This window comes from Arthrobacter sp. TE12231 (assembly GCF_054062895.1).
Window position 1 is genome coordinate 3097185 of sequence record NZ_JBSSFS010000001.1, and the last position, 23925, is coordinate 3121109.

At 67.7% G+C, this 23925-nt stretch carries 18 protein-coding genes; 14 read left to right on the plus strand and 4 right to left on the minus strand.

Annotated features, from left to right (window positions below; genetic code table 11):
* The first annotated feature begins 17 nt into the window (after window positions 1-17).
* Together ACVWYS_RS13915 and ACVWYS_RS13920 are read left to right on the plus strand one after the other, a co-directional pair.
* A complete protein-coding gene (locus tag ACVWYS_RS13915; protein ID WP_456507263.1) occupies window positions 18-536 on the plus strand; it encodes a class I SAM-dependent methyltransferase in 519 nt (172 codons plus the stop codon).
* A 100-nt stretch (window positions 537-636) separates the two neighbouring features.
* A complete protein-coding gene (locus ACVWYS_RS13920; protein ID WP_456507264.1) occupies window positions 637-1158 on the plus strand; it encodes a gamma carbonic anhydrase family protein in 522 nt (173 codons plus the stop codon).
* A gap of 46 nt (window positions 1159-1204) precedes the next feature.
* Here ACVWYS_RS13920 and ACVWYS_RS13925 read toward each other — a convergent pair whose 3' ends face one another.
* Both ACVWYS_RS13925 and ACVWYS_RS13930 read right to left on the minus strand, forming a co-directional pair.
* Window positions 1205-2914 (minus strand): flavin monoamine oxidase family protein, encoded by a 1710-nt coding sequence (locus tag ACVWYS_RS13925; RefSeq protein WP_456507265.1) that lies wholly within the window; start codon window positions 2912-2914, stop codon window positions 1205-1207.
* On the minus strand, window positions 2911-4449 hold the full coding sequence (locus tag ACVWYS_RS13930) for an amino acid permease (RefSeq protein ID WP_344364306.1): 1539 nt from the start codon (window positions 4447-4449) through the stop codon (window positions 2911-2913). Before ACVWYS_RS13930 ends, ACVWYS_RS13925 begins: the two co-directional genes overlap by 4 nt.
* A gap of 112 nt (window positions 4450-4561) precedes the next feature.
* On the opposite strand from ACVWYS_RS13930, the gene ACVWYS_RS13935 reads away from it, so the two are divergent.
* Window positions 4562-6349, plus strand: a complete 1788-nt coding sequence (locus ACVWYS_RS13935; RefSeq protein WP_456507266.1) for a PucR family transcriptional regulator ligand-binding domain-containing protein — start codon at window positions 4562-4564, stop codon at window positions 6347-6349.
* Here ACVWYS_RS13935 and ACVWYS_RS13940 read toward each other — a convergent pair.
* Entirely contained in the window at window positions 6328-7170 is an 843-nt protein-coding gene (locus ACVWYS_RS13940) for a nitrilase-related carbon-nitrogen hydrolase (protein ID WP_456509071.1), read from the minus strand. The genes ACVWYS_RS13935 and ACVWYS_RS13940 overlap by 22 nt on opposite strands.
* Before the next feature lie 245 nt (window positions 7171-7415).
* On the opposite strand from ACVWYS_RS13940, the gene ACVWYS_RS13945 reads away from it, so the two are divergent.
* The 10 genes from ACVWYS_RS13945 to ACVWYS_RS13990 all read left to right on the plus strand — a co-directional run bounded on the left by ACVWYS_RS13945 (window position 7416) and on the right by ACVWYS_RS13990 (window position 20148).
* Complete coding sequence (locus ACVWYS_RS13945) at window positions 7416-8606, plus strand: ROK family transcriptional regulator (protein WP_116765959.1); 1191 nt, start codon at window positions 7416-7418, stop codon at window positions 8604-8606.
* 130 nt (window positions 8607-8736) lie between these two features.
* Window positions 8737-10317, plus strand: coding sequence for a multiple monosaccharide ABC transporter ATP-binding protein (gene mmsA / locus ACVWYS_RS13950; protein WP_116765958.1), 1581 nt, complete (start codon window positions 8737-8739; stop codon window positions 10315-10317).
* Between the two features lie 30 nt (window positions 10318-10347).
* Complete coding sequence (mmsB, locus tag ACVWYS_RS13955) at window positions 10348-11616, plus strand: multiple monosaccharide ABC transporter permease (RefSeq protein WP_456507267.1); 1269 nt, start codon at window positions 10348-10350, stop codon at window positions 11614-11616.
* A gap of 65 nt (window positions 11617-11681) precedes the next feature.
* On the plus strand, window positions 11682-12785 hold the full coding sequence (locus tag ACVWYS_RS13960) for a sugar-binding protein (RefSeq protein ID WP_344364314.1): 1104 nt from the start codon (window positions 11682-11684) through the stop codon (window positions 12783-12785).
* 302 nt (window positions 12786-13087) lie between these two features.
* Window positions 13088-14506: an ABC transporter permease gene (locus ACVWYS_RS13965; RefSeq protein WP_456507268.1), complete on the plus strand. Its 1419-nt coding sequence runs from the start codon at window positions 13088-13090 to the stop codon at window positions 14504-14506.
* A 2-nt stretch (window positions 14507-14508) separates the two neighbouring features.
* Window positions 14509-15216, plus strand: a complete 708-nt coding sequence (locus ACVWYS_RS13970) for an ABC transporter ATP-binding protein (RefSeq protein ID WP_456507269.1) — start codon at window positions 14509-14511, stop codon at window positions 15214-15216.
* A 124-nt stretch (window positions 15217-15340) separates the two neighbouring features.
* Window positions 15341-16411 (plus strand): Gfo/Idh/MocA family protein, encoded by a 1071-nt coding sequence (locus ACVWYS_RS13975; RefSeq protein ID WP_456507270.1) that lies wholly within the window; start codon window positions 15341-15343, stop codon window positions 16409-16411.
* Between the two features lie 141 nt (window positions 16412-16552).
* On the plus strand, window positions 16553-17815 hold the full coding sequence (locus ACVWYS_RS13980) for a hypothetical protein (protein ID WP_456507271.1): 1263 nt from the start codon (window positions 16553-16555) through the stop codon (window positions 17813-17815).
* 579 nt (window positions 17816-18394) lie between these two features.
* Window positions 18395-19636 carry a serine/threonine-protein kinase gene (locus ACVWYS_RS13985; RefSeq protein ID WP_456510290.1) on the plus strand — a complete coding sequence of 414 codons (1242 nt, stop codon included), beginning with the start codon at window positions 18395-18397 and terminating at the stop codon, window positions 19634-19636.
* On the plus strand, window positions 19633-20148 hold the full coding sequence (locus ACVWYS_RS13990) for a mucin-associated surface protein (RefSeq protein ID WP_456507272.1): 516 nt from the start codon (window positions 19633-19635) through the stop codon (window positions 20146-20148). The genes ACVWYS_RS13985 and ACVWYS_RS13990 overlap by 4 nt, the downstream gene beginning before the upstream one ends.
* A 195-nt stretch (window positions 20149-20343) precedes the next feature.
* On the opposite strand, the gene ACVWYS_RS13995 is transcribed toward ACVWYS_RS13990, so the two are convergent.
* Window positions 20344-22566, minus strand: a complete 2223-nt coding sequence (locus tag ACVWYS_RS13995; protein WP_456507273.1) for an NADP-dependent isocitrate dehydrogenase — start codon at window positions 22564-22566, stop codon at window positions 20344-20346.
* A gap of 245 nt (window positions 22567-22811) precedes the next feature.
* Here ACVWYS_RS13995 and ACVWYS_RS14000 point away from each other — a divergent pair, with 245 nt between their 5' ends.
* A complete protein-coding gene (locus tag ACVWYS_RS14000; protein WP_456507274.1) occupies window positions 22812-23825 on the plus strand; it encodes a trypsin-like serine peptidase in 1014 nt (337 codons plus the stop codon).
* Window positions 23826-23925 lie beyond the last annotated feature (100 nt).

Below are 23925 nucleotides of genomic sequence, written 5' to 3' on the forward strand. Positions count from 1 at the left end.
GGTCCTTGACTAGAGCCATGGACTCCATCCGGAAGGACCGGCTCGAATCATTTGTGGCCCTGCTCAAGTCAGAGGGGCGGCACGCGGTGCTGGGGCTCGACTGCGGCTCGGGCACCGACGGGCTGCACTTTGTGCAGTCCGGCATCCATTTCACCGGCGTCGACCCGTCCGAGGAAAATATCCATGCCGCACGGGCGCACGGGCTGGAGGCGTCCGTTGCGGGCCCGGAATCGCTGCCGTTCGCCGACGCCGCGTTCTCCTCGGTCTGGGCGGTGGACGCCCTGGCGGGCCTGCCGCCGGACCAGTGGGACGACGTCGTCCGCGAACTCGGGCGGGTGGCCGAACCCGGCGCGCCGATCGCCGTCGTCCTCCCGTCCCCCGCCCCGCGCAGCGAAGGCGACGCAAGCGACGGGGGAAGCGACGGCGCAAGCGACAGCAAAGGTGGCAGCGCAAGCGACAGGGGCGGAGAAGCCGCAAGTGACAGCAAAGGTGGCAGCGGCGACGGCGGCTTTACGGTCCTCCGCTCCCCCGGCTGACCCAAACCCCCGTTGCCCTATCGCTTATGGCTGCTCTGAGCGCTCAGAGCAGCCATAAGTGATAGGGCAACGGGGTGGGCAGGTGTCCTAGGCTGGAGGCATGGCTCCCCTCTACGCATTCGCCGGCACGACCCCGGCCGTCCATGACTCCGCTTTCATCGCGCCCACGGCCTCGGTGATCGGCAACGCCACGCTGGCTGAGAACTCGAGCGCCTTCTACGGCGTGTCCGTCCGCGCCGACACCGCCGCCATCACGGTGGGGGCCGGCAGCAACCTGCAGGACAACGTGGTGCTGCACGCCGATCCCGGGTTCCCCTGCACCGTCGGGGCCCGGGTCAGCGTCGGCCACAGCGCCGTGGTGCACGGCTGCACCGTCGAGGACGATTGCCTGATCGGCATGAGCGCCACCATCCTCAACGGGGCCGTGATCGGCGCCGGCTCGCTTGTTGCTGCCGGTGCCGTGGTGCTGGAGGGTACGGTCATCCCGCCGCGCTCGCTCGTCGCCGGGGTGCCCGCGAAAGTCCGGCGCGAGCTCAGCGACGAGGAGTTCGCGGGCGTCCAGCGCAATGCCGCGCACTACCAGGAGCTGGCGCGGGCCCACCGCGAACTCCACAGCGCCTGAGCCACGGGGCTGCTGCGTCCAGGCGCCGCTTAGTCCACAGAGCTGCTTAGTCGAGGGCGATCGGGCCCAGCTCGGGCAGGAGCTCGCCCGGGCCCGGGTTCCCGGCCGGTGTCCGGCCGCCGAGGTGGTTGACCACGCCCCAGACCGCGTTGAGGCCTGTGGTGACGGCACCCTCGGCCCAGCCGGCGGTGAAGGAGACGTCGTCGCCGGCGAGGAAGATCCCGCGCTGTTCGGCGGGCAGCCCGTCCTGCTTGAAGTGGGTGAAGAGCCGCTGCTGGTAGCGGTAGTGCCCCGGCAGGTTGGCCTTGAAAGCGCCCATGAAGTTAGGGTCGGCCTCCCACGAGACCGTGATCGGCTGTCCCACGATGTGGCTGGCGATGTCGACGCCCGGGTAGATCTGCTCCAGCGAGTGCAGCATGAGCTCCGCACGCTGGTCCGCGTCGAGTGAGAGCCACTTCAGCGCGTCGTCGTTCCACGTGTAGGACAGCAAGATCACGGCGGGCTGGTCCGGGCCGTTGTCCAGCAGGTACGTGGCCCGGTTCAACCGGTCGGTCAGCGTCATCGACAGGACCTCGCGGCCGGTCTCCGGATCGATGTCCTTCCAGAACGGCCGGTCCACCATGACGAAGGTCTTGGAGGACTGCATGTAGTGCGAGCGTTCGATCGCCGTCCACAGCTCGGCGGGAAACAGGGTTTCGTCCGTGTGGATCCGCGTCGACAGCAGCCAGGATTGGCACGTGGTCACCACCGCCGGGTAGGCGGACTCGCGTCCCCAGCGTTCGCGGATCCGGAAGTCGCCGCTGCCGTCGCGGGCGATGCGCTCCACGGCGCCGCGGGGGGCACCCGCATGCAGCGACGCCAGGGAGGTGCCGTCCGGCCAGTGCGCCATGCCCGACGGCGCGTGCTCCCACAGCGCCTCGGGGAGCCGCTGCGCGCCGCCGGCGATGAGCCGGTGCTGGTCGTCGGCGTCGGTGTAGACGACCCGGAGGATTTCGAGGATGGAGTTGGGGAAGTCGGTGTCCCAGCCGCCGGTGCCGAAGCCCACCTGCCCGAACGCCTCGCGGTGGGCGAAGCCGGCCTGCTTGAAGGAGTCGCTGCCGGCGATGAAACCGTAGAACGTCTGCTCGTCCAGCTCCGGCAGCAGCGCGTTCCACAGTTCCTTGATCCGGGCCGTGTCCCGGGCCCGGATGGCCTCCTGCATCTCGGCGAACCGGGCGCCGTCGTTCACGGCCGCCTTCCACGCGTCCGCGACCTCCAGGAAGAACGGGGGCAGGTCCGCCGCGGTCTCGGCGTAGTACTTCTGGCCCGCGAGCTCGATCACCGTGCTGGAGGTCGCCGGCGCCAGCGGATTGGGGAACTCCTGGGTGTCCAGCCCGAGCAGGTCCACGTAGTGGTAGAAAGCCTTCCCGGAGACCGGGAACCGCATGCCGCCGAGGTCCGCCACGATGCCCGGCGCGGACGGGAAGCTGGCGGTCCTCAGCCGGCCGCCGATCTGATCGGCCTCATAGACCACCGGCCGCAGGCCCAGCTTCATGAGCTCATAGGCGGTCACGAGCCCGGACAGGCCGGCACCGACGACGGCGACCTCCGTCCCGTACAGTTCCGGCGGCACGGACCCCAGGCCGTCCGGGTGGGCCAGATAGTGGTCGTAGCTGAACGGGAAATCCGGGTTCAGCATGGTGATGGGCGCCTCGGCCGGGGTGGAAGCCGGAGTGGTAGCCGGAGTGGTAGCCGGCAGTTCGGTGGCGGTGGTCATGAGATCTCTGCCTTCAGTTCCTCGGTTGTGGTGGTGTTGGCGGGTTGGCGGCTTGATAGTTCACGGTATTCCTCGTGCCCCAGGGCCGCCACCCTGGAGTTCTTGCGGCCGTAGCCGAAGTAGGCGGCAAGGCCCACGAGCATCCAGACACCGAAGACCGCCCAGGTCTCGGCGCCGAGGTTGGCCATGAGGTAGGCGCACATGAGGGCGCCGAGAATCGGGGTCAGCGGAAAGAGCGGGACGCGGAAGCTGCGCTTGAGCTCCGGGCGGTTGCGGCGCAGGTAGAGGACGGCCACGTTGACCAGCGCGAAGGCGAACAGGGTGCCGATGCTGGTGGCGTCCGCGAGGGCGCCCAGCGGCACGAGGCCGGCGGTCAGCGCGACGGCGGTGCCCACGATCAGGGTTCCGGCAACCGGCGTGCCGGTCCGGGGCGAGACGCGGCCGAAGACTTTGGGGACGAGGCCGTCGCGGGACATGGACAGCAGGATCCGGGTCTGCCCGTAGAGGACGGTCAGCACGATGCTGGCGATGGCAAGCACGGCACCGACGGCGAACACGACGCCGACCCACGGCTGACCGGTGATTTCCTCGAGGATCTTCACGAGGGCGGCTTCGGTGCCGTCGAACCAGCCCCAGGGTCGGGCGCCGATGGCGGCGACGGAGACGAGCACGTAGATGCTGGTGACGATCAGCATGGAGAGCAGGATGGCCCGCGGGAGGTCGCGCTTGGGGTTGCGGGCTTCCTCGCCGGCCGTGGAGGCGGCGTCGAAGCCGATGTAGGAGAAGAAGACCCGTGAGGCCGCGGCCGAGACCCCGGCGGCGCCCATCGGCATGAGGGGTTCAAAGTGTCCGCCGTTGAACGCGGTGAACGCCACGGCGCAGAAGAACAGCAGGATGCCGACCTTGATCAGGACAATCGCGGTGTTGATCCAGGCGCTTTCCTTGGCACCGCGGACCAGCAGCACCATGGCCAGCACCACAATGATGATTGCGGGGACATTCAGCACCCCGCCGGCTCCCGGCGGCTGCGACATCGCGTCCGGAAGCGTGAGGCCGAAGACCGCCAGGGCCTCGTTGACGTACTGGCCGGCACCGACCGCGACGGCGGCCACGGAGACGGCGTATTCCAGAACCAGGCACCAGCCGCAGATCCAGGCCATGCCCTCGCCCATGGTCGCGTAGGTGTAGGAGTAGCTGGACCCGGCGGCAGGCACCAGGCCGGCCATCTCCGCGTAGGACACGGCGGAGAGCAGCGCGGCGAATCCGGCGATGGCGAAGGAGATCCAGATGGCCGGTCCGGCGAGCGGCACGGATTCGCCCAGGATGACCAGGATGCCGGTGCCGAGCGTGGCGCCGACGCTGATCATGGTCAGCTGCAGTACCCCGAAACTGCGGACCAGCCGCGTGCCGCCGTGCCCGGTCTCGGCCTCGCTGACCAGCTGCCCGATCGGCTTGCGGCGCAGGAGCTGGGCGGCGAGCCCGGGACGGCCGGCGGCAGCCGGCGGGCGTTCCCCGATCAGAGTTGGCACAGTCATCGTTGACGTCCTTATCTTCAGTAGTGGTCGGTTTCCCCTGACCCACCCTAGGCTTGTGAGCCACCTCTCACGGGTGTGCAAAATGACCTATAGTCTTCAGTCATGAGACTTAATGCACTGCCGACCCGGTGGTGGGCCCGGCGTCCGGGCGGCCAGACCGGGATCCACGGCCGTGGCTGCTGAGGGCTCCGAGCGGCTCGGCTTCGTCACTCTGGCGCAGTTCCTGGGCCAGCTTCCGGCGCTGAAGGTCCTGCACGACGGCGGCAACGGAGAGGGGCGGCTGCGCTGGGTTGAGCCGAGTGAGCTGGACGACCCGACCCCCTACCTGCTCGACGGCGAGTTCCTGCTCACCGCCGGCCTGCCGTTCGTAGGCGACGGCGGCAGCCAGGATGCGGTGGACGCTTATGTGCGGCGGCTGGTTGAGGCCCGGGTCGGTGCCCTCGGATTTGGCCTGGAACCCTACTTCGATGCCGTGCCGGATACCGTGGTCCAGGCCTGCCGGCGGCAGGAGCTGACGCTGGTGTCCATCCCGGGGAACCTCCCGTTCGCCGCCCTGGGGCTCGAGTTCTCCCGGCTCCTCGAATCGGACAACGCCAAGACCTTCCGCCAACTGGCGGACACCAACCGGCAGTTGATGCGCGCGGTCCTGTCTGCGCGCCCCGAACATGAACTCCTCGCCGCCCTCGTGCAGCGCGTCCCGGTCTGGGCCGTGCTGGTCGGCGCCGACGGCCGGGTGCGTGCCCGCGGCCCGGCCGCCCCGGGCGTTGATTCAGCCGCCTTGCAGCCGCTGCTGACCCGGCTGCTCGCCGGCAGCGGTCCCCGGGTGGAGATGGATTCGTTCGACGCCGCCGGCTCGTCGCTGGTCTTCGGGCATCCGCTGCGCAGCACCCGGGACGCCAACCTCGGCGCTCTCGTCATCGGCACGGACGCCGCGCTGACCCCGGCGCAGAACAGTGTTGTCTCCACCGCCGTCGGCCTGCTGGAACTGCTGGTCCGCCAGCGCACCAGCGGTTCCCTGGCCCCCAGCCAGCTGGCCACGGCGCTGCTCCTGCATCCGGAAAGCGTGGCGTCAGGAACGGCACGGCACGTCACCGGGTTGAAGGACCTGCTGGCACAAAGCATTTCCTCCACCCGGTCCGGTCAGCTGCGCGTCATTCAGGGCCTCCGGCTGGACACCGCCGCCGGCAGCGGCAGGACGGCGGACGCGCCGCGCCGCACGGGCGAGGGCCCGGTCCGGGAGCTGCTCGAGTGGCGCAGGCTGTTCGACACCAAACTGGTGGAGCTCACCGACTACGGCTTTGCCGCCATAACGCGCCTGAAGGTCGACGACGCCCTGCTCGCCGAGGTCGAACGGCTCGGGTGGAGCCTGGTGATCGGCAGCAGCACCGAATTCGCCGGCCTGGCGGAGGCCTACCAGCGCGCCTCCTCGCTGCGGAAACGTGTGCTCACGAGCCGCCGGAGCGCCCGGGAGGACGACGTTACGTGGTCCGTGACGGGCCTGCTGGGCGCCGAGGCCGGGGCCCAGCTGGCGGGGCGCCTGCTGGCACCCGTGCTCGCGCTTGAGCCGGAACGCCGCGACAACCTGCTCGGCATCCTGCGGGCCTGGCTGGGCGAGAACGGCAGCTGGGACGCCACGGCAAAGGCCACGGGCCTGCACCGCAACAGCGTCCGCCGGCAGATCGGCATCATCACCGATCTGCTGGGACTTGACCTCAATCAGGCGCAGGCCCGCGCGGAGCTGTGGATAGCGTTCCAGTACCTAGGCGGCCTGGAGCTGCCCGGCGCCCCGGCTGGCTCGGCGGTGCCGGCCGCGTCCGACGTCGTTGCGCCGGCTGCTGGCTCCCCCGCCGCCCAGACCCGTGGCCGGACGCCCGCCGGTCAGACGTCCCAGGAACGGTAGATGTCCGGGCGGCGGTCGCGCAGATACGCCACGGCGGCCTCCGGATCGTCCGCCCTGTCTGCGCTGCCGGCCCCTTCGGCAGGGTCCGCGGCGGCGTTACTGGGTTCACCAAGCTCGGCAAACAGCAGTTCCGCCCCGGGGCCGGCCTCGGCCAGGACGGCTCCGTCCGGACCCGCCACGATGCTGCCGCCGTGGAAGTCATAGCTGCCCTCCACGCCGGTGTGGTTGGCATAGGCGACCGTGAGCTGGTTCTCCAGGGCCCGGGCCCTGACCAGCACCTTCGGCACGGCGTCGAACCCGCCGGCGAGGGCCGTCGGCACCAGGAGCAGTTCGGCACCGCGCACGGCGGCGGCCCGTGCGGACTCGGGAAATTCGATGTCGTAGCAAATAACCAGCGACGTTTTGAGCCCGTGGAACTCCACGACGCCGGGGGCCGCGGCGGCCGGCGCAAACGCAGCCCGCTCATCGGGGCCGAACAAGTGCACTTTCCCGTAGCTGAGCAGTTCGTCTCCTGACTCGTCGACCAGAGTCGCTGAGATGTGCCACCCTCCTGCTGGCGTCACGGCGGGCAGGCTGTAGACCAGGGCGATGTTATGGCGCCGGGCGATCCCCGCCAGGGCCTCCCGGAGCGCAGGCAGCGTGGCGGGGTCGAAGTCCGTGCGCAGCCGGCCCGGCGCGTAGCCCACGGGGAAGAGCTCGGGGGTCAGCAGCAATTGCGCCCCCGCGGCCGCCGCCGTGCGCGCCGCGTCATCCACCGCGGCGCAGTTCGCCGTTATGTCCAGCACGGCGGAGTTCGCCTGCATCAGGGCCAGCAGCACCATTACCACCTCAAGATTTTCCGGGCACCTCCGCAGGACCGCTGCGGACTCTCTTGTCCCAGCGTAGCTTCGGCCCACACGGCCTGCAGTGGTGCATTTCCGCCCGGCCGTCCGGCGGGCAGGGCAGAACGTCCCGGCAGCGGAGCGTGGAAGCGCTAAGGGCCGCTCGCGCCGCCGGAATCCTGCGGCACCGTTATCAATGCGTTAACTTCTTGACTACAAGCCGCGGATGCGTCACGCTTCATAGCATGCCCTCACCAACGCGCTCAACGAGGAGCCGAACCAAGAACCCGGGATCGCAGTCCGCGCTCCGGCATCTGAACCAGCAGCGGATCATCGAATGCCTCCTCGCCGGTCCTTCCACCCAGGCGGAACTGGCCCGCCAGACCGGCCTTTCCACTGCGACTGTTTCCAACATCGTCAAGATCATGCAGGACGCCGGACTGGCCTCGACCGAGCCGATCACCAGCTCCGGGCGACGGGCATTGAACGTACGGCTCAACAGCAACGGTGCCGTCGCCGTCGGGATCGACTTTGGCCGCCGCCACTTGCGCGTGGTCCTGGCTTCGCTCAGTTATCACGTGATCGCCGAGGAATCGGTCCTGCTTCCCTTGGGCCACCACGCGGAGGAGGGCATCCAGGCCGCCGTCGGTGTACTGGACCGGCTGCTCGCCAGCAGCGGCGTGGAACGCAGCGCCCTGGTGGGTGCCGGCGTCGGAATTCCCGGCCCGATCGACCGGCGCACCGGCACCGTGGCGCAGGGCGCGATTCTGCCCGAATGGGTGGGCATCAACATCCTCAAACGCCTCGAGGAAGCCCTTGACCTGCCCGTTTTCGTGGACAACGACGCCAATCTGGGCGCCCTGTCCGAGGTCACTTGGGGGCCGCACAGCGGCGTCAGCAACCTGATGTTCCTCAAGATCGGTTCGGGCATCGGCGCGGGTCTGATCCTCAACGGCGTCCCGTACTACGGCAACGTGGGGATCACTGGCGAAATCGGCCACGCCACCATCCACGAACATGGGCTGATCTGCCGTTGCGGGAACCGGGGATGCCTGGAAACCATCGCCTCCACCACCACCATGATCGAACTCCTGAGCCGTGGCGAGGATCGGCCCCTCACGCCCGGAGACATCGTCCGGAAAGCCCTGGAACGGGACTCCGCGACACTCCGTGTGGTGGACGACGCCGGTCTCGCCGTCGGACGCGCCCTGGGCAACGTGGCGAACCTGATCAACCCGGAAGTCATTGTGGTGGGCGGTCCGCTGGCAGGGCTCGGCGAGCTCCTCCTGGATCCGATCCGGCGCGGCCTGATCCGCCACGCGGTGCCGGTCATCGGGGAGACCACTACCCTCACGATGTCATCCCTGGGCGACCGGGCGGAGGCTCTCGGGGCCACGGCTTTGGTGTTCCAGCACGCCGGAATCCGGCGGAACTAACCATTCGTTATCGGGCCGTTGCGTTAAAGACTTGACGACAAGGCCTGTGATCCAGTTTACTTTTCCATCAGACGGCCCTGCGGTTTGCAGGGGCGGACAACGAAGTCATGCATTGGAGGCGTAAGGGCAGATGACGTCCCTCAACACGCACAGTGATCCGCTAATCCTCGAGATGCGTTCCATCACCAAGGAATTCCCCGGCGTTAAAGCTTTGGCCGATGTGAGCCTGCGGGTGAAGGCCGGCGAGATCCACGCCATCTGCGGTGAAAACGGCGCCGGCAAGTCCACCCTGATGAAGGTCCTGTCCGGGGTTTACCCGTACGGCACCTACACCGGGGACATCGTTTACCAGAACGAAGTCCAGGAGTTCAAGGACATCCGCGCCAGCGAGCACGCCGGAATCGTGATCATCCACCAGGAACTCGCGCTGATCCCGGAACTGTCGATCATGGAGAACATCTTCCTCGGCAACGAACCGACCAAGCGCGGCGTGATCGACTGGACCGAGGCCCGGAAGCGGTCCATCGAACTGCTGGCCCGGGTGGGGCTGCGGGAAGACCCGGACACCCCCATCAAGGAGATCGGCGTCGGCAAGCAGCAACTGGTCGAGATTGCCAAGGCCCTGAACAAGTCGGTCAAGCTCCTGATCCTGGACGAGCCCACGGCCGCGCTGAACGAGTCCGACTCCCAGCACCTGCTGGATCTCATGCTCGGCCTGAAGGGCCGCGGCATCACCTCGATCATCATTTCCCACAAGCTCAACGAGATCGAACAGATCGCGGATGAGATCACGATCATCCGCGACGGCAAGTCGATCGAGACCCTGAACGTCAAGGCCGACGGCGTCGACGAGGACCGCATCATCAAGGGCATGGTGGGCCGGACCCTGGAATCCAGGTTCCCGGACCACGAGCCGAAGATCGGCGACGTCCTCTTCGAAGTGAAGAACTGGAACGTCGGGCACCCTCAGATCCAGGACCGCCTGGTCTGCAAGAACTCCAGCTTCTTCGTCCGCCGCGGCGAGATCGTCGGGTTCGCCGGCCTCATGGGCGCCGGACGCACCGAGCTGGCCCGGTCCGTGTTCGGGCGTTCCTACGGCCGCTTCATCTCGGGCCACGTCTATAAGGATGGCAAGGAACTGCAGCTCAAGAACGTCCGCCAGGCGATCGACGCCGGGCTGGGCTACGTCACGGAGGACCGCAAGTCCCTGGGCCTGAACCTGCTGGACGACATTAAGGCCACCACGGTCTCGGCGAACCTGCGCAAGATCAGCAAGCACTTCGTGGTGGACACCAACAAGGAGTACATGGTTGCCGAGGAGTACCGGAAGTCGCTGCGGACCAAGACGCCCTCCGTCGAGGAAGGCGTCGCGAAGCTCTCCGGCGGCAACCAGCAGAAAGTCGTGCTGGCCAAGTGGATGTTCACCGACCCGGACGTGCTGATCCTGGACGAGCCCACCCGCGGGATCGACGTCGGCGCCAAGTACGAGATCTACGGCATCATCCAGAACCTGGCCAACCAGGGCAAGGCCGTGATCGTCATTTCCTCGGAACTGCCCGAACTGCTGGGCCTCTCGGACCGGATCTACACGATTTTCGAAGGCGCCATCACCGGCGTGCTGAACAAGGACGAAGCAAGCCAGGAAAGCCTCATGAAACTCATGACGTCCGCCCGCAAGACCGCCTCACCCTCTGAGACCATCCAGAACTAGCCGAACACCCCGGACACAAGGACTGAAACAATGAACGCGCTCAAGAAGCTCTTTGGCGGCAACACCCGCCAATTCGGCATGATCTTCGCCCTGGTTGCGCTGATCGTGTTCTTCGAGATTTTCACGGAGGGCCGCACGCTCACGTCGGGCAACGTCATCAACCTCTTCAACGGCAACTCCTACATCCTGATCCTCGCCATCGGCATGGTTCTGGTCATTATCGCCGGGCACATCGACCTCTCGGTCGGTTCCGTCGCCGCCTTCGTGGGCGTCTGCGTGGCCCTCTTCATCCGTGACTGGGGCCTACCCTGGTACATCGGCGTCCTGATGGGGCTGGGGCTGGGCATCCTGATCGGAGCCTGGCAGGGATTCTGGGTGGCCTACGTCGGCATTCCAGCGTTCATCGTGACGCTGGCCGGCATGCTGATCTTCCGCGGCGCCAACCAGTTGGTCGGCAAGTCGAACACCATCCCGGTCCCCACGGATTTCCAGTACCTCGGCTCCGGCTACCTGCCCGAGATCGGCCCGAAAACCGGCTATAACAACCTCACCCTGGTCCTGGGCCTGCTCGGCGTCGCCTTCGTGATCTTCAGCGAGATCCGCTCCCGCCGCAACGCCAAGGCACTCGGCGCCGAGGTCCCCGAAGTCTGGGTCAGCGTTCTCAAGCTGGTCCTGGTCTGCGGCGCCATCCTTTACGCCACCTACCTCTTCGCTACCGGCCGGCCGGGCACCTCCTTCCCGATCCCGGGCCTGATCCTCGCCGTCCTGATCCTCATCTACGGCTTCATCTCCTCCAAGACCGTGATTGGCCGCCACATCTACGCCGTCGGCGGGAACCGACACGCCGCCGAGCTCTCTGGCGTCCAGTCCAAGAAGGTCAACTTCCTGGTCATGATGAACATGTCCTTGCTGGCCGGCCTCGCCGGCATGATCTTCGTCGGCCGGTCCACCGCCTCAGGCCCGTTCGACGGCGTCGGCTGGGAATTGGACGCCATCGCGGCTGTCTTCATCGGCGGCGCCGCGGTCACCGGTGGCGTGGGCACCGTGATCGGCTCGATCATCGGTGGCCTGGTCATGGCCGTGCTGAACAACGGCCTGCAGCTCCTGGGCGTCGGCGCTGACCTCACCCAGATCATCAAGGGCCTGGTCCTGCTGATCGCCGTCGCGTTCGACGTCTACAACAAGTCGCAGGGCAAGCGGTCGATCATCGGCATGCTGATGAAGAACTTCGGCCGCAGCAGCGAGATCAAGGCCGACGAGACCACCCAAACCAAAGAGGTCATCTCCAGGGGGATATGATCCGCTACCCCGAATCCCGAATCCCACAATTCTCCGCACACCACCAAAAGAAAGAGAACCAAGCAATGCGAATGATTGGTAAAGCAGGAAAGGCAGCAGCAATCGCTGCAATTGCGGCACTGGCGCTGACAGCCTGCGGCCGTTCCGACACCGGAACCACCAGCGGTTCTTCCTCCGGGGGCGAGGCCTTCCCGAAGGGCTCTTCTATCGGTGTCGCGCTGCCCCAGAAGACCTCAGAAAACTGGGTCCTGGCTGAGCAGCTGTTCAACGACGGCCTCACCAAGGCCGGCTACAAGCCGGATGTGCAGTTCGCCAACGGCGGCGTTTCGGATCAGCAGAACCAGATCAGTGCCATGATCACCAAGGGCGACAAGCTCATCATCGTCGGTGCCATCGACGGTGCGCAGCTGGGCACCCAGCTCAAGCAGGCCAAGGACGCCGGCGCCACGATCATCGCGTATGACCGGCTGCTCCTGAACACCGAAAACGTGGACTACTACGTGGCCTACGACAACTTCAAGGTCGGCGAACTCCAGGGCCAGGCGCTGCTGGACGGCATGAAGGCCAAGAAGCCGGCAGGCCCGTACAACATCGAACTCTTCGCCGGTTCCCCCGACGACGCCAACGCGAAGGTCTTCTTCGACGGCGCCATGAGCGTCCTCAAGCCGAAGATGGACGACGGCACCCTGAAGGTCCTCTCCGGCCAGACGAGCTTCGAGCAGGCCGTTACCCAGGGCTGGAAGGCAGAGAACGCCCAGAAGCGCATGGACACCCTGCTCGCCGGAACGTACGGCAGCGCCGCGCTTGACGGCGTGCTGTCCCCGAACGACACCCTGGCCCGCGCGATCATCACCTCCGTCAAGGCCGCCGGCAAGCCGATCCCGGTTGTCACGGGCCAGGACTCCGAGGTTGAGTCAGTCAAGTCCATCATGGCGGGCGAGCAGTACTCCACCATCAACAAGGACACCAACGCGCTCGTTGAGCACTCGATCACCATGGTCAACGACATCCAGGCAGGCAAGAAGCCGGAGATCAACGACGACAAGTCCTACAACAACGGCGTCAAGGTTGTTCCCGCGTACCTGCTGAAGCCGGTCATCGTGACCGCCGAGAACGTCCACACGGCCTATGTCAACGATCCGGTACTTGGACCGATCACCAAGCAGTAGTTCCTGACCAGCAGTTCCTGACTTAGGCGCAGGTTCCACCGGCGCCAGCCAGACACGAGAGCCCCGGCTCCCCCGCAAGGGAGGGCCGGGGCTCTCGTGTTGCCTGCGGCGTTTTGCCACTCCCTTTTGCCTCTACTTTTTTTGCCTGCTCCCTTTTGCCTGCTCCCTTTTGCCTGCGGCAGAGAGCTTCACAGCGGATCCATAGCTTCACCGGGAGGTTCGCACAGCAGCCCGTACCACTGTGGGACCAGCCGCCGGACAGTGGGTCCGGCAAGAGACACCCAAGAAAAATTAGGAGTACCGTGAGCGTTCTTGCCCGGAGTGTAGGCAACGCCTTTCGAAACAAGGTCAGGACCGCCGCTGTGGTGGCCGTGCTGGCCGTAGCAATCGGACTTGCCCTGGCCATGCTCGTAGCCAACCAGGCTGTCACCGGCAAGGTCGCCGAGCTCAATGCCTCCGTAGGCACGGTCCTGACGGTCAACCCGGCCGGCGGCCAGGGGTTCGAAGGCGGCGGCGAGCCGTTGACCGCAGCGCAGGCGGCCACCGCGGCCGCCGTCCCCAACGTCACCAGCGTGGTCGGCACCAAGGCACTGCGCCTGCGCAACGCCGCCGAAGCCGCGGCCGAGGCCGCGTCCGGACGGACAGGCCAGGGCGGCCCGGGAGGCCAGTCGGCCACCTCCGTCACCACGAGCCTCACCGCCGCAGTCGACGCCGGCACGCTCGGGAACCGGAACCAGGCCGCCTCCGGGGCCTCCGGAAGCGGCACTGCCGGCTCCACCCAGGCCGCGCCGTCGTTCTCGCTGCCGGTCACCGCAACGGGCATCGGCGCCGAGGTGGACTCCACCGGCAAGGCCCTGCAACTGACGCAAGGCACCGGCCTGGGCGACTACACCGCCGCATCCACCGGCGCCCTGCTGGGCACCACACTGGCCACGAAGAACGGCCTGGGCGTGGGCTCGACATTCACCATCAAGGACCAGACCTTCACCGTCAAGGGACTCTTCGACGCCGGCACCGCCTTCGGCAACAACGCCCTCTACGTGACGCTCCCCACCGCCCAGACCCTCGCGGCGCTGCCGGGCGAACTGTCCACCATGATCGTCACGGTCAACAGCATGGAGAACGTCGACGCCGCCAAGACCGCCCTCCAGGCCGCACTCGGCTCCGATAAGGCGGACGTCACCCAGGGCCAGCGGAACCTGCAGACCGCCGTCAGCTCGCTGGACAGCGTCAAGAACATCTCCTTCATCGCCTTCGCTGCGGCCCTCGCCACTGCCGGCCTGATCATCCTGCTGATCATGGTCATGCTGGTCCGCGAACGCCGCCGCGAGATCGGCGTCCTGAAGGCCATCGGAGCGCCTAACCGCACCATCGGACTGCAGTTCGTGCTGGAGGCCCTCGTGCTGGTGGCCATGGGCAGCGTGGTGGGCGCGGCCATCGCGTCCTTTGCCAGCGGCGGGATCGCGAGCGCCCTCATCAGCTCAAGCAGCAGCACGACTGCGGCTACCGGCCAGCGCGGCGGCCCCGGAGGCTTCCCCGGCGGCCCGGGCGGTGCCTTCGGCGGGGCCAGCCAGCTGCTGACCTCCGTCACGGCGAGCGCCTCCCCCGAGATCATTGCCACGGGCATCGCCGCGGTATTCGGCGTCGCCATCATCGGGGCCCTGGTTCCGGCCCTGCTCACCGCACGCATCCGCCCCATCGAAGTCCTCCGAGGAGAATAGCCATGATCGAAGTGAAGAACCTGGTCCGCACGTTCAAATCCGGTGACCGGACCATCAAGCCGGTCAACGACGTCAGCTTCGAGCTCGAACAGGGCACGCTGGCCTCGATCGTGGGCAAGAGCGGCAGCGGCAAGAGCACCCTGCTGTCCCTGCTCGGCGCGCTCGACAAGCCGACCAGCGGCGACGTGGTGGTCAACGGCGTGAGCCTGGCCAGCATGCCGGACGCCAAGCTGACGAATTACCGGCGCCGGGACATCGGATTCGTCTTTCAGCAGTTCAACCTGATCCCGAACCTCTCGGCCGTGGACAACGTGATGCTGCCGATGGAGTTTGCCGGGGTGCGCAAGGCCGCCCGGCTCGAGCGTGCCCGGCAGCTGCTCGAACAGGTCCAGCTCGACCCGGACAAGCACGTGCGGCGCATCAACCGGCTCTCCGGCGGGGAGCAGCAGCGGGTGGCGATCGCCCGGGCGCTGGCGAACGAACCGAAGCTGATCCTGGCCGATGAACCCACGGGTAACCTCGACGAGCAGACCGGCGAGCACATCATCGAGCTCCTCAGCGCGCTCTGCCGGGACCACAACACCACCATCCTGGTCGTCACCCATGACCGGTCCCTGGCCAACAAGACCGAGCGGCGGTTCCGGCTTCAGCAGGGCCGGCTCACGGAGGAAACGACCCGGACCCGTGCGACCGCGGCCGTGACCGGCTAACGGCGGCGCTGCGGGCGGGTCCCTTCCGATCCTCCCGCAGCTTTTGCCCCCAAGAACCAATCCCTCCCGCAGATCCCGCCCCCAAAACCCAATCCCTCCCGCAGGTGGGTGAGAAGATGGCACCATGTCTGCCCTCATCGCGAAGCCGTGGCTGTTCAGCCAGCCGGACCAGGACCCCCGTACCGCCACCGGCGCCCGGCTGCGCTGGGGGATCATCGCCACCGGCGGGATCGCCGCAGCGGTCACCCGCGACCTCGAACTTCTGGCGGATGCGGAACTGCATGCTGTCAGCTCCCGCACCCAGGCGGCAGCCGACGCCTTTGCGGCCGACTACGGCTTTGTCCGCGCCTACGGCGACCACGACGGCGCGAACGGCTACGACCGCTTGTTGGCGGATGACACCGTCGACGTCGTCTACGTCGCTACGCCGCACGCCCACCACCACGAGATCGCCCTCGCCGCCCTCAACGCCGGCAAGCACGTACTCTGCGAGAAGGCCCTCACCATCAACGCGCGGGAAGCCGCCGAGCTGATCGCGGTGGCCCGGGCTAACGGATTATTCCTTATGGAGGCGGTGTGGAGCCGTTTCCTGCCCAGCATGCAGCGGGCGTTCGAGATCGCGGCCTCGGGCGAGATCGGTGAGGTCAAGTGGGTCGGCGCCGACCTCGGCTTCCCGGCACCGTACTCGCCGGGTTCCCGGCTTTGGGCGCCCAAGGACGGCGGCGGCGCCCTGCTGGACCTGACGGTCTACCCGCTGCTCTGGGCGCTCGGCACGCTGGGGTTCCCGCAAACAGTCAGCGCTACCGGCTGGCTCAACGACGACGGCGTGGACGCCCAGAACGCTCTGACGCTCGGCTACCACCACGGCGCGCAGGCCCAGCTGACCTCCTCGTTGCTCGCGCATGGGCCCCGTACTGCCACCGTCGCCGGCAGCAAGGGCTTCCTGCAGACCTCCGGCTCCATCAACAACCCGAAGGAGCTGCTGGTCAGGGTTGGCTTCGACGATCCGCGCACGGAGCAGTTCACGACGGTGGGTCGCGGCTACACCTACGAGCTCCGCGAGGTCACGCGCTGCATCCAGCAGGGGCTCACTGAGAGCCCGGTCATGCCGCTGGAGGACTCCCTGAACACCATGCGGCTCTTCGACGGTGTACGCGCGCAACTCGGAGTGAGTTACCCGAACGACGCCCACTGACGACCCCCCCGCCGGCCGCGAACCCGGCCGGGGCCCAGTGTCTCGGTATGCCTACAGTTTCGGCGCTGCTCTGGACTCGCCCGTTGGGGCCGACTTACCCTGTAGGCAATTGTCTACTCTTCCCGGAGCGGGGGTGCGCGCATGGATCCAGCAGCGTCGCCCTCCCGCGCGGGCCGCAGCCTCCGCCCCCTGCGCCGCGTCGTCTTGGCGGCCCTAGCCGGCGCCGCGTGGCTGACGCTCTCAGGCACCGCCGCGCAGGCGGACGACGCGTGCACGATCTACGGGCCGGCCGGCGACGAGCACGGGACTGTAGCAGCTGCCGAATGCGCGGATTCCGACGACTTCCCCGTTCCCGCCCTCGACGGCTCCCAGGTGCCTCTGGAGTCCGACCCGGCCCCGTCGGGCACGTGGACCGCGGGCGCCGTTCCTGCGCTGGCAGTAGCCCCGGCGGACGCTTCCCGTACCGTCGCCTCGAACGACGTCGCAGATGACGCGCGGGTCGCTGCTGACAAGGCGGCTAAGGGAGGCGCTGGGAGTGCCGTTGGGAGTGCCGCGCCAGTTCCGGACGCGCCACCGCCCGCAGTTGATCCCGGACCTCCTGCCTCCGATCCGGCGGTATCTGATCCTCCACTCCCCGCGCCAGACGCCGCCCCGCCTTCCACTTCGCCCGCCGCGGATCCCGCCGTCCCGGCAGTGGATCCGACAGTTCCTGGCACCGGGGTGGTTCCGCCCGCCGTCGACCCGGCCGCTCCTGTAGTGGACCCGGCCGTTCCAGGCACGGGCACTGTTCCGCCGGTCGGGGTCCCCGCGGCTCCGGTGGATCCGGCCCCACTGCAACCAGGTGACCCCGCCGCCATCGTTCCGGGCGTGCTTCCGGGCGCCGCCGTTCCGGGTGACGGCACAGCGGCAGCACCGCCGGCGGCCGTCGTCGGCACCTCCCCGCCAGCGAACAGCGTGAAGGCAGCATCACAGGAACCGCCAGCGCCCGCCGCTCTGGCAGGTCCTCCGGCTCCCGGCCCGCTCCAGACATACCGCCCTGCGGTTGCCCCGGTCACCTATGCCGGTTTGCTGATGTCGGAACCCGTTTCGGCGGCACCCGTCCAGTCGGCCGCTGCCCCACCTGCCGAACCTCCTGCCGGCACCGGTGGTCCGCCGGTCTCCCCCGGCACCCCCGGTCCGAGCCCCTGGCATGGCGGCACGGGCCTGCCTGCCCCTGACGCGCTCCCGGCTGCTCCGGGCTCGGGGTGCGGCAGCGGTCAGTCCGCCAACGGGCCTGTCGGAACGGCTGCCTGGATGCCCGGCCTGTACTTCTGCCTGCCCACAACAGGAGCCGATCCCATCACCGGTCCGCTCCAGCACGAATACGCCGCCGTTAGCGCTGATCCCGGTTCTTCTCCTGACTAGTCGGGCCGTCTCTGTCTCCACAGAGCACGGCCCGTCGGGCTGCCTTGGCGCCCGTTAACTGTCACCCAGGAGATTTCCCAATGGACTCAACCGTCCGCCGCCGGGTTGCCGGCACCCCAATTCGCAACGGGCTGATCCCGTCAGCGCCGTCACCGGCTGCGCCGCCAAAGCCCGCAGCATCAAACCCGGCACCGCCAAAGTCCGCACAGTCAGAGCCGGCACCGTCAATGTCCGGGCCGTCGGAAGTGCTGCCCGCACCCGCGCATCCGGAACGCTCCGGCCAGCATCCGCGCGCCGGATGCAAGGCCCGCCCGCCGTAATGCACTGCCCCGCTCCCCTCGAGGTCCTGTGACCGCCGGAGCGAGGTCGTTGGGTCCGCTGGGGGACCCAACGGCATTCACTGGCTCCGGCGGTAGGGCGCCTTCGAAGGAGCGGCCCGTCAACACAAACCCGTCAACAAAAGAGGCCCGCTGCCGGCCACGGCGCATCCGACACAGGCCCAGGGTGACGGCAGCCGATACCCGTCCCCGTATTATTCTTGTGGAGCGCCGCCGTGGCGCACAGGGAAGATACGGGGACATCGTGGACAGTTCGCCCAACAGCATCATGGCGGAGCCCTTGGGCGGCCGCTATCAGCTGGGGGATGTGATTGGCCGGGGCGGCATGGCATCGGTCTACACTGCCAAGGACCTGAACCTGGGCCGGGACGTGGCGCTGAAGCTCTTCGCACCGCAGTCGGCCGACCCGGATGAACTCCGCCGCCAGGAAGCCGAGATCGAACTGCTGGCCACCCTGAACCATCCAAGCCTGGTGACGTTGTTCGACGCCGGCACGGACACCCGGATTCCCAATGAGCCCAGGCCCTTCCTGACCATGGAACTCGTGGACGGCCAGGATCTGCGGACCAGGATCCGGCATAGTCCCCTGCCCCTGGACGAGCTGGCCGTCGTCGGCGCCGGGATCGCCGACGCCCTCGCCTACGTCCACGGGCTGGGCATCGTTCATCGGGATATCAAGCCCGCCAACATCCTCCTGGTGCCGGTCCGGCCCGGCGAGCCGCTCCGTCCCAAACTCACCGACTTCGGCATCGCCCGGATCATCGACGGGACCCGGCTGACGGCTACGGGAACCACGGTGGGAACCGCCGCCTACCTCAGCCCGGAACAGGCCCGCGGCGCCGATCTCGGACCGGCGAGCGACATCTATTCCCTGGGCCTGGTCCTGCTCGAATGCCTCAAGGGCCAGGTCGAATACCCGGGCAGCGCCGTCGAATCCGCCGTAGCCCGCCTGCACCGCGCCCCCGCCATTCCGGCCGAAGTCCCCGCCGAGTGGGCCCGGCTCATCCGGGCCATGACCGCGCTGGACCCCCTGGACCGTCCCTCGGCCGCCGAACTCGAGGCGGCATTGCGCTATGCCCTGGTTTCCCCGGGATCCCTGCCCGGGCCCATCAAAGAGGACCATACCCGGGTCCTCCCGTCGCCGCCGGCCAGGCCGGCACGGCCGCCGAGGCCCGGGGCTGCCCCCGGCACCGGCGCATTAGGGACAACTGGAACGCGCCCCCTGAATCTGCTGGACCCGGCAGCTGTGCCGCCCCGGCCACGACGCCGCCCCTCGCTTTCGCGAGGAACCGCTTGGTTCCGCCGTGCCGGGCTCCGTACCCGCGTGGCCCTGGTGCTCGCCGTCGTCGCCGTCCTGGCCGTGGGGGCTGTGATCGCGGTGGCGCTCTCCACCCCGGCCCCCGTCGACGTCGTCCCCTACCCCACTGTCACGGGACCGCTCGGGGACCACCTGAAGGATCTGCAGAAGAGCGTGGAACCATGAGCCGGCGAATCACGTGGCGGGACCGCAGCGGTTCCAACTACCGGAGGGCCGCAGGGCGCCTCGCCGGAGTGCTGCTGGCCGGGGTGCTGGCCGGATCGATGGCGGGCTGCGGCTCCCCCGCACCCGACTTGGGCCGCGATGCGGCCACGCAGCTACAATCCCAAGTCCTGGCCGTCAGCGAGGCGGCCGCCGCCAATGACCCCGCGGGCTCCCTCAAGCTGCTCGACGAACTTCTGACCCGACTGGATGCCGCTGCCGCCAACGGCGAGGTGTCCTTCAAACGCCACCAGAGCATCAAGTCATCGATCGACGCCGTCCGGGCTGATCTCGCCGCGCAGCAGGCGGCCGCCGAACGCGCCGCGGCGGACAAAGCGGCGGCTGAAAAAGCGGCGGCTGATCAAGCCGCTGCGGCACAGGCGGCGGCAGCTGCCGCACAGCCTGCACCGGCCGCCGTCGCGCCGGCTCCTGCACCCGCCGGGAAAGCGAAGGAAAAGGGAAAGGGCAAGGGCTGACCCGAGGCCCGCCGGCCGCCACCTCTGGGGCAGGATCAGGGCGTGCCCGCGCCGCCGTCGCCGTGGGTATCGACATGTGGTCCTGCGGCCTCATCGGGCAGCAAAACGCCCCGCGTCCCTTTCGGGAAGCGGGGCGTTCTGCGTCACAACCGGCTGCGCGCTGCGGGAGTGCTGCGCGGCCGTTGCGGCTGGAGCCTACTTCGTCAGCATCGCGAGGACTTCGCTGAACTTCGCCGAGGGACGCATGACGGCGGAGACCTTCGCCTCATCGGGGCGGTAGTAGCCTCCGATGTCCACCGGGGAGCCCTGCACGGCCAGAAGTTCGCCAGTGATGGCTTCCTCGTTGGAGTCCAGCGCGCCGGAAACGGCAGCGAAAGCGGCGGCGAGCTCGGCGTCGTCGTTCTGGCGGGCCAGTTCCTGGGCCCAGAACTTGGCCAGGTAGAAGTGGCTGCCGCGGTTGTCCAGCTCGCCGGCCTTGCGCTTCGGGGACTTGTCCTCCAGCAGGAACGTGCCGGTGGCGCGGTCCAGGGTGTCGGCCAGGACCTGGGCACGGGCGTTGCCGGTGCTCGTGGCAAGGTGCTCGAAGCTAACGGCCAGGGCAAGGAATTCACCCAGGCTGTCCCAGCGCAGGTGGTTTTCCTTGAGCAGCTGCTGGACGTGCTTCGGGGCGGATCCGCCGGCGCCGGTCTCGAACAGGCCGCCGCCGTTGATCAGCGGAACCACCGAGAGCATCTTGGCGCTGGTGCCGAGTTCGAGGATGGGGAAGAGGTCCGTGAGGTAGTCGCGGAGCACGTTGCCGGTGACCGAGATGGTGTCCTCGCCCTTGCGAAGGCGTTCCACCGTGAAGGCCGTGGCCTCGTCCGGGGACATGATGGAGATCTCCAGGCCCTCGGTGTCGTGGTCCTTGAGGTATTCCTCCACCTTGGCGATCATCTGGGCGTCGTGCGCGCGGCCCTTGTCCAGCCAGAAGACGGCGGGCGTGGCGGAGGCGCGGGCACGGGTGACGGCCAGCTTGACCCAGTCGCGGATCGGCACGTCCTTGGTCTGGCAGGCGCGCCAGATGTCGCCCGGGGCGACCTGGTGCTCGATCAGCACGGTGCCGGCGTCGTCGACGATCTGGACGGTGCCGGCGGACTGGATCTCGAACGTCTTGTCGTGGCTGCCGTATTCCTCGGCGGCCTGGGCCATGAGGCCGACGTTCGGAACGGTCCCCATGGTGGTGGGGTCGAACGCGCCGTGGGCGCGGCAGTCGTCGATGACGACCTGGTAGATGCCGGCGTAGCTGCTGTCCGGGAGGACGGCGAGCGTGTCGGCTTCCTGGCCGTCGCGGCCCCACATGTGGCCGGAGCTGCGGATCATGGCCGGCATCGAGGCGTCGACGATCACGTCGGAGGGCACGTGCAGGTTGGTGATGCCCTTGTCGGAATCGACCATGGCCAGTTCGGGGCCCTCGTTGAGGCCCTTCTCGATGGCTGCCTGAACGTCGCCGCGGATCTCCTCGGGGAGGTCCTCAAGGCCGTTGAGGATGGAGGCCAGGCCGTTGTTGGGGCTCAGGCCGGCCGCGGCGAGCTGCTCGCCGTAGGTAGCGAAGAGATCGGCGAAGTAGGCCTTGACGACGTGGCCGAAGATGACGGGGTCTGAAACCTTCATCATGGTGGCCTTCAGGTGGGCGGAGAAGAGCACGCCTTCCTTCTTGGCCCGGGCAACCTGGTCAATGAGGAATGCATCCAGGGCGGCGGCGCGCATCACGGTGCCGTCGATGACCTCGCCGGCCAGGACCGGGAAGGCGCGCTTGAGGACCTTCACCGTGCCGTCTTCCTTGACGAGCTGGATCTTGATGTTGGTGTCCGCATCGATCACCACGGACTTCTCATTCGAGCGGAAGTCGTCGGCTGCCATGGTGGCCACGTTGGTCTTGGACTCTGGAGACCACGCGCCCATGCTGTGCGGGTTCTGGCGGGCGTAGTTCTTGACCGAGAGCGGGGCGCGGCGGTCCGAGTTACCTTCGCGCAGGACCGGGTTCACGGCGGAGCCCTTGATCTTGTCGTAGCGGGACCGGATGTCCGTTTCCTCATCCGAGGCGGGGTTGTCCGGGTAGTCCGGCAGCGCGTAGCCATGGCCCTGGAGTTCGGCGATAGCCGCCTTCAACTGGGGGACGGAGGCGCTGATGTTGGGCAGCTTGATGATGTTGGCTTCCGGCGTCTTGGCAAGCGCGCCAAGTTCGGCCAGGGCATCGCTGACGCGCTGCTCTTCGGTGAGGTAGTCGCCGAATGCGGAGATGATGCGGCCGGCCAGCGAGATGTCGCGGGTCTCCACTTCCACACCGGCCGTCGAGGCGAACGCCTCAATGATCGGCAAGAACGAATAGGTGGCCAGCATCGGCGCTTCGTCGGTGTGGGTATAGATAATCTTTGCCATTGCTCGGGCGTCTCCCTGAAGGTCTGGGTATTTCCGGAATCTTGTGTTATCTCAACACCCCTAACTTACCCGAGGTGCCCCCTTTGACGCCTACCGGCGTCGTGCGCGGACGGGAGCATGACACCCAAAAACGGCATAACAAGAATTGACAAGTCACTTTACAGATTAGTCAAACTGCCGTAGTTTCGTTCCCATCCAGCGGCCGCCACAGGCGGCCGCCCCGCTTTTCACCGGTTAGGACACCCATGAGAACACCCAAGACTCTGGCCACCAGCCTGCTGACTCTTTCAGCCGCAGCGCTGCTGGCCCTGAGTGCCGCGGGGGCGGCCACCGCCTCCCCCGCACCGGCCAAGGCACCGGTCTCCGCCTCCGACGTCACAAGCCACACCGTCACCGAAACCGGGACGGCCGACTACTGGACCGCGGAACGCATGCGGAACGCGGTCCCCGGTGACGTCCTGGCGGACAAGGCCATGAAGCGCGGCAAGTCCTCGAAGTCCGCGGCGGCACCGCTGGAGGGTGCCGCCCCGAGCACTGTCGAGGCTGCGGCTCCGACGCTTCAGTCCCAAGCGCAGCAGTCGCAGACCCTGCAGACCAAGGCCAACGCAAGCGAGAACCCCGTCCCGCACATCGGGAAGGTCTTCTTCACCCTCGGCGGGACCAACTACGTCTGCTCCGGCAACTCGGTCTCCTCCGGCAACAAGAGCACTGTCACCACGGCCGGGCACTGCGTCAACGAGGGGCCGGGCGCCTTCGCCACCAAGTTCACATTCGTCCCGGCCTACCTCAATGGCGCAGCCCCCTACGGCAAGTGGACGGCCAAGGCCCTCTACGCTCCCACACAGTGGAGCTCCGCCGGCGACATGACGTACGACACCGGGTTCGCCGTGATGTCCACACTCAACGGCCAGTACCTGACCGATGTGGTCGGCGGCTCCGGGCTGCAGTTCAACGCCGCCCGCGGCCTAAGCTACAAGTCCTTCGGCTACCCCGCCGCGGCGCCCTTCAACGGCGAATCCCTCAAGAGCTGCTCCGGCACTGCCACCAACGACCCCTACAACCCGCAGTTCAACACCCAGGGAATCCCCTGCAACATGACCGGCGGCTCCTCGGGCGGTCCGTGGTTCATCGGCACCAGCGCTTCCGGTTACCAGAACTCCATCAACAGCTACGGTTACGGCAGCAACTCCACCACCATGTACGGCCCGTACTGGGGCAGCGTCATCCAGCAGGCCTACACGACGGCGGCCGCTTCCTAGCCTGACCGGCGTTCCTGACCCGGACCGCACGAGCCCCGGTTTCACCTACCCCTGCAGTTTCGCCTACCCCGGCGCGGGGTCACCTGCAGCCGGTCTCCAG